Source organism: uncultured Nisaea sp. (assembly GCF_963974195.1).
GTDB lineage: Bacteria > Pseudomonadota > Alphaproteobacteria > Thalassobaculales > Thalassobaculaceae > Nisaea.
The window spans coordinates 1-5,535 of record NZ_CAXBDC010000170.1 but is presented as its reverse complement, the minus strand read 5'-3'; the positions used below and the strand labels follow the sequence as shown (position 1 = coordinate 5,535).

The 5,535-nt window shown below is 54.5% G+C and carries 9 protein-coding genes; 4 read left to right on the top strand and 5 right to left on the bottom strand.

The window, feature by feature from the left end:
- The 4 genes from AAC126_RS21555 to AAC126_RS21540 form a co-directional block, all read right to left on the bottom strand.
- On the bottom strand, positions 1-257 hold a 257-nt coding region (locus AAC126_RS21555; protein ID WP_339857398.1), incomplete at its 3' end, for a DEAD/DEAH box helicase family protein.
- 266 nt (positions 258-523) lie between these two features.
- Positions 524-1,483: a toll/interleukin-1 receptor domain-containing protein gene (locus AAC126_RS21550; protein ID WP_339857396.1), complete on the bottom strand. Its 960-nt coding sequence runs from the start codon at positions 1,481-1,483 to the stop codon at positions 524-526.
- 20 nt (positions 1,484-1,503) lie between these two features.
- The gene (locus tag AAC126_RS21545) at positions 1,504-2,013 is read right to left on the bottom strand and encodes a hypothetical protein (protein WP_339857394.1); all 510 of its coding nucleotides are present in this window, start codon (positions 2,011-2,013) and stop codon (positions 1,504-1,506) included.
- 265 nt (positions 2,014-2,278) lie between these two features.
- Complete coding sequence (locus AAC126_RS21540) at positions 2,279-2,488, bottom strand: hypothetical protein (RefSeq protein WP_339857392.1); 210 nt, start codon at positions 2,486-2,488, stop codon at positions 2,279-2,281.
- Positions 2,489-2,583: 95 nt separating this feature from the next.
- Here AAC126_RS21540 and AAC126_RS21535 point away from each other — a divergent pair, with 95 nt between their 5' ends.
- Complete coding sequence (locus AAC126_RS21535; RefSeq protein ID WP_339857390.1) at positions 2,584-2,835, top strand: type II toxin-antitoxin system ParD family antitoxin; 252 nt, start codon at positions 2,584-2,586, stop codon at positions 2,833-2,835.
- A complete protein-coding gene (locus tag AAC126_RS21530) occupies positions 2,822-3,112 on the top strand; it encodes a type II toxin-antitoxin system RelE/ParE family toxin (RefSeq protein WP_339857388.1) in 291 nt (96 codons plus the stop codon). The genes AAC126_RS21535 and AAC126_RS21530 overlap by 14 nt, the downstream gene beginning before the upstream one ends.
- Before the next feature lie 10 nt (positions 3,113-3,122).
- Here AAC126_RS21530 and AAC126_RS21525 read toward each other — a convergent pair whose 3' ends face one another.
- Positions 3,123-4,334, bottom strand: a complete 1,212-nt coding sequence (locus AAC126_RS21525) for an MFS transporter (protein ID WP_339857386.1) — start codon at positions 4,332-4,334, stop codon at positions 3,123-3,125.
- Here AAC126_RS21525 and AAC126_RS21520 point away from each other — a divergent pair.
- Positions 4,333-4,482 carry a hypothetical protein gene (locus AAC126_RS21520; RefSeq protein WP_339857385.1) on the top strand — a complete coding sequence of 50 codons (150 nt, stop codon included), beginning with the start codon at positions 4,333-4,335 and terminating at the stop codon, positions 4,480-4,482. The two genes, AAC126_RS21525 and AAC126_RS21520, sit on opposite strands and share 2 nt — an antisense overlap.
- 88 nt (positions 4,483-4,570) lie before the next feature.
- Positions 4,571-5,535 (top strand): flagellar motor switch protein FliG (fliG, locus tag AAC126_RS21515; protein WP_339857383.1); only part of this gene is annotated, 965 nt, incomplete at its 3' end.

Below are 5,535 nucleotides of genomic sequence, written 5' to 3'. Positions count from 1 at the left end.
TTCACCTGCTGGATCACATGCGCCATGGTGAAGGTCTTGCCCGAGCCCGTAACCCCGAGCAGCACCTGATCCATCTCGCCCTGCGTAATCCCGCCGATCAGCTCCGCAATCGCCGCCGGCTGATCGCCCGCCGGCTTGTACTCCGAGACGATCTCAAACGGATGCCCCCGGTCCTGCGGTGCCGCGTCGGATTTCAGGTCGGGCTTCACGGCGCCGTAAAGCGGCAGCGGGCGAGGTTCGTCGAGTTGGGTGCTCATGGGGAGAATGTAGGGCGTGAGAGAGATGGAGCAAAGAGCTGACTTTACCAGTCTGTCTCAGCTTTCCAAGTCAGGATATTCAGCGCGCTTGGTGTCATGATTATGTGGGATTTTGAGTATAAAATCAGAAAAGAAATTAACGTTGTAGTTATGATTTATAATTTTTTCGCATTGATGTATTTTTCATTTCTGTTTTCATGATTTAAAATTTCGGGTTTGAAGATTATTTGATTTAGTATAGAATTTTAGTCTTTAATGGGTGGGTATTATTGAAGTTGTTCGATAAATAGTGACCAGAAATATTCTGCTGTTCCTTCTTTCGTCATTTTGGACGTGCGGATTCCAGAGAAAGGAAGGCCCATCGGCTTCAGGAACATGTTTTGATCGTCGTGCTCTACAGAAACGCTTTCGTTGCAGCTGTTGTCGTTAGCGTCAGCATTCATTGAGTAGTTTATGCTATTTCCAAACATTCCTCCCAATCGAATTTTGCAGCTAGAAATGGATTCTCCATTCTTGTAGATTGTTGTTATAAATTTGTTTGAGTCTATTTCTCGGAAGCGAAAGTTCAATTCTGGATTGCGTGTTTTTAGTTCTTCTAGTGAATTTTGAAAGTATCTCTTAACATACTCAAATGTTAAGTCCAAAAAATTATCGTAATCTATCTCGGAAAATTCTTTTCTAATCCTTAAGTTACTTGACCGTATGATTTCAATATTTGCTAATTCGGTGAGTTCGGAAATTTCTTCTGGGAGAATGATCGGTATCGGTTTTTGGGGTTGCATCGTGCTGCTTTGTGCGTTGATCGCTGATTTAATTGCTTTGACGACGTCCACAAAAGCTTCATCTAGGTCGGGCCACGTATTGATTGGTTTGCCATCTGTTGGGGTGGCTAACAATTTTCCAAAAGGCATATCGTGCCACAGGCAATGACGCAAAATTACAGGAATAACGCGAGCTGAGCCTTCTTCGTGACGTTCAATTGCCCGTGCCATTTCGATATTGTAGCAATACGGTGAAGCAATAAAATCAGCACTTACTAAAAGTAGAATTATTTCTGAATTTTCTAAATTTTTGGATATGTTGCCATCAACCGGGTCGCCGGGCAAAATTCTTCTATCGTGCCATGTCTCTATAAACCCTTGGTGTTTAAGTGCTGCAAGATGTTTTTCAAGTGTATCCCTGTAGACTTCATCAGCATGTGAGTAGGAGAAAAAAATCTTGATCACAAATTTTCATCCAAATTGGTTCAAGCTAAAAAATCGCAGATAGTTGTCCAATCATCTGTCGATTCGAATTCATTTGGTAGGTAAATTTTCCATTTGCCAAAAAAGCCAGTTGAGGTGAGATCTTCTCTGTAATTAATTAGTTCACCTTTCTCGATATCAAAAAGACCACGTTGACGACCAAATTCGTTTTCGTGTTCCAGAACTCTCATCATCCATGCATCAGCTGTGCGAATGACTACTCCGTTCTCATCGTAGATGTTATTTGCATAACCTTCAAAAGGCCCTGTTTGATCAATTTTTAGGATTGGTTTTGCATCATAGGCTAGAACATCAAGGTTAGTAGGCGTTTTTATAATTTTGTAATTTGGCTTATTGTTTTCAAAAGAAATTAGAGATCGAATATTTTTATCATTAAAATCAAGTGCGACTAGTGAAAGGGTACCTTTACTTCCGTACTTAAGCTCTCGGACAATTTGATTTGGTGTGCACTGATCCAATTTCTTGACTGTGCAGCCGTCTGTGATATTCATTTGTCGGTTCTCCGGAGGGTGGTCGATTATTGTGTTCTTTTGACTGTCAGTTTAGGTGTGAATTTCTCTTATGGATAGAGTTTTGAGTCGAAAAAACCTAAGCAGTTCTTCAAACTGCTAACATTTTTCATGGGAGTTAAGGGGGCACACACTTCATTTCCGCTCGCAGTCTTCCTAAGCAGCCCCACGCTCACGCGGTGCAATCAGGCACTCCGCCGGTACTTTCCACTTCTTATGCAACCGCCACATCACCGCCTTGGATAGCTCACGCTTGCCGAGCAGTACTTCGCTTGCCCGAGCCTGGATCGGCGGCGGGGATCGGGATGTGTTTAGCCTCCCACGCTTCCACCAGGGTGACAACCACGTCTAGTTCATCACCATCTGAACTGTCCGGTGCCACGTCCATCAGGGCGTCGATCCGCGTCAGTGCCGCCGCGTGGTCGGCCTCGGGCTTGATCGGGCGTATTGCCATCATGCTCCGCTTTCCGGCGTACAGGCCTTTGACGAAAGCCGCTCACCCTGCACAAATCCTATGATATTGTCGCACCAGTGTCTCTCTGGAGGAGCCATATGAGCGTCATACGCAGAGCCATCTCCATCACGGAACAGCAGGATGCGTGGGTCAAGGATCGGATCGCATCGGGTCAGTACGCGAACCACAGCGAATATATCCGCGATCTGATCCGGCGGGATCAGGCGGATGCGGTCGAGACCGAGGCGATCCGCGCCGCTCTCGCCGAGGCGGAGGAAAGCGGCCCGTCGGAGCCGTTCGATGCGGAGCAGTTCAAGGCGAAGATGAAAGCGGAGTATGGCCGGGTCTGACGTCCGCCTCGCCCCCAAGGCGCGGACGGATTTGATCGCGATCTGGCGGTTCTCGGCCCGGCTTTGGGGAGTTTCACGCGCGGACCGGTATGTTGATGAACTCTCGGCCGCCTTTGCGCTGCTGGCGCAACTGCCTTTTGCCGGAAGCGCTTGCGACGATATCCGAACGGGATATCGCCGCCACCCTGTCCAGCGGCACATGATCTATTACCGGCGGACGAAAACGGGAATTGAGGTCATGCGCATCCTGCACGCCCGCATGGTGCCGCAGCTCTGAGGATTGTTGGTCACGCGGCCTCCGGCGCCTTCAAACTCTCATAACTCACCACCTGCCGCAGCCCGCTGAACAGCGACACGGCGAAGGATGCGGCAAAGGCCAGCGCGACAAACCCGATCCCGGCCTCCGGCCCGGCGGCACCCGCAACCGCGCCGCCGATCAGCGCGCCGAGCGGGCGGATTCCGTAGATGGCGGTCTGGATCACCGCGTTCACCCTTCCGAGCAGGGCGGGCGGGGTGACGAGCTGGCGGACGGAGTTCTGCGCGATCAGCCACATCGAGGGGCCGAAGCCGAGGCCGAAGAAGCAGGCATAGAGCAGAGTGTCCGGGCTGCTTGGCCCGATCTGCGTCAGGCAGGCGGCGGCGACGGCGGAGCTGCCCGGCCCGAACAGCAGGATAAAGCTGGGGGCAATCCTGCCCGCTATGCGGCCGGACAGCCAGGACCCGGAAACGGCCGCGAGGCCAAAGGCGGAGAGGGCGACGCCGAAGGTGCCGGGATCGAAGTGGTAGATGTCCCGGATTGTCGGCACCAGCACGACCAGCAGGGCGGCGAAGGCGAGGTTCCAGAAAATCGCGCAGAGGGAGATGGCGAGCAGCAGCTTGTGCGCCAAGACATAGCGCCCGCCCTCGAGGATCCGGGTGATCCGGGAGACGCGCGGCGCCTGGCTCGTCTCGAAGGCCGGCAGGGACGCGGTGAAGGCCAGCGCGACGAGGGCCGCGCATGCGGCGGCGGCATAGATCAGCGGCGCGGGAACCCTGGCCACGATCAGGCCGACAACCAGCGGAACCGCAAAGCTGCAGAGCGCCTTCGGTGTCTCGATGGCGGCGTTGGCGCGGGCCAGCCCTGCGGGCGGGACAGCTTTCGGCAGGATCGACAGGGCACTGAGGGCGAACAGCACGGTGCCGAACCCGGCCAGCGTGATGCCTGCCCCGAACCAGACAACGCTCCCGGTCCAGACGCCAAACCCGGCGCCGGTGAAGCCCGAGAGCGCGATCAGGGAAGAGGTTATGGCAAGGCTGCGCAACTGCCGCCGGTCCACCAGCATGCCGAAGGGGATCGAGCCCAGCAGATGCGCCATGGACTGGCAGGCGACGAGAAGGCCGATCAGCTCGGCGGAGGCGTTGAAGGCCAGCGCGGCGACAAGCGGGACAGAGACGAGGGCGATCTGATCGCCCAGATGCGTGCCATAGGCGGCACCGGCAAGACGGTGGATGACGGACATGAAAACCTCCAAAGCGTTTCGCCGGAAATACGTTTTTGATGGCGTGCGGGATATCCGGTGCTTGCGCGGCTATTCCCCGGCGGGTTTGCCAGATGGCCTGTCCGGCCGCATGCGCGATTTCCGCAACCGGCAGGGGCATCCTGCCTAAAGCCATTATTTTATAAGGTTATGAAGGCATTAACGTAATTGTTACGATTTTATTCAATTATTGATAATTCACAGAGAAGGCACGGCACATGGGCATGCGCATTCGTGAGGATTATCGCGGTATCACCGGGCCGGAAAAAGCCGGTATCCTGTTGATGTCCCTCGGCGAGGAGCAGGCAGGCAAGCTCTTCTCCATGCTCGATGACGAGGAGATCAAGGAAGTCTCCCAGGTCATGGCCGGTCTCGGCACCGTCAGTTCCAACATCGTTGAACGGCTTTTCGTCGAGTTCGCGGAGCAGGTCTCCTCGACGGGCTCGCTTGTCGGCTCCATGGATTCGACGGAGCGCTTGCTGACCAAGGTGCTCGGTGGCGACCGGGTCGGCGATATCATGGAGGAAATCCGTGGCCCCGCCGGACGGACCATGTGGGACAAGCTCGCCAATGTGAACGAGCAGGTTCTGGCGAACTATCTGAAGAACGAATATCCGCAGACCGTGGCCGTGATCCTCGGCAAGATCGGTCAGGCCCATGCTGGCAAGGTGCTGTCGATCCTGCCGGAAAACTTCGCGATGGAAGTGGTCATGCGGATGCTGCGCATGGAAGCGGTGAACAAGGATATCGAAAAGGACGTGGAGCGGGTGCTGCGTACCGAATTCATGTCCAACCTTGCCCGCACGAACCGGCGTGACAGCCATGAGATGATGGCGGAGATCTTCAACCATCTGGACCGGGCGACGGAATCCCGTTTTCTCTCGGCCCTGGAAGAGCGGAACAAGGACAGCGCGGAGAAAATCCGCGCGCTGATGTTCACCTTCGAGGATCTGTCCCGCATGGATCCGGCCGGTGTGCAGACGCTGCTCCGCGCGGTGGACAAGGACAAGCTGACCATTGCCCTCAAGGGCGCGTCGGAGGAGCTGAAGGATCTCTTCTTCTCCAACATGTCCGAACGTGCGGCGAAGCTGCTGCGCGAGGATATGCAGTCGCTCGGCCCGATGCGTCTGAAGGATGTGGAGGATGCGCAGACCGCGATGGTCACGGCGGCGAAGGATCTCTC

Bases quoted from the DNA above. Each gene is read 5' to 3' on its own strand.
- AAC126_RS21545 (WP_339857394.1), bottom strand. From the start codon at position 2,013: ATGAATATCACAGACGGCTGCACAGTCAAGAAATTGGATCAGTGCACA.
- AAC126_RS21540 (WP_339857392.1), bottom strand. From the start codon at position 2,488: ATGATGGCAATACGCCCGATCAAGCCCGAGGCCGACCACGCGGCGGCA.
- AAC126_RS21535 (WP_339857390.1), top strand. From the start codon at position 2,584: ATGAGCGTCATACGCAGAGCCATCTCCATCACGGAACAGCAGGATGCG.
- AAC126_RS21530 (WP_339857388.1), top strand. From the start codon at position 2,822: ATGGCCGGGTCTGACGTCCGCCTCGCCCCCAAGGCGCGGACGGATTTG.
- AAC126_RS21520 (WP_339857385.1), top strand. From the start codon at position 4,333: ATGAAAACCTCCAAAGCGTTTCGCCGGAAATACGTTTTTGATGGCGTG.
- AAC126_RS21525 (WP_339857386.1), bottom strand. From the start codon at position 4,334: ATGTCCGTCATCCACCGTCTTGCCGGTGCCGCCTATGGCACGCATCTG.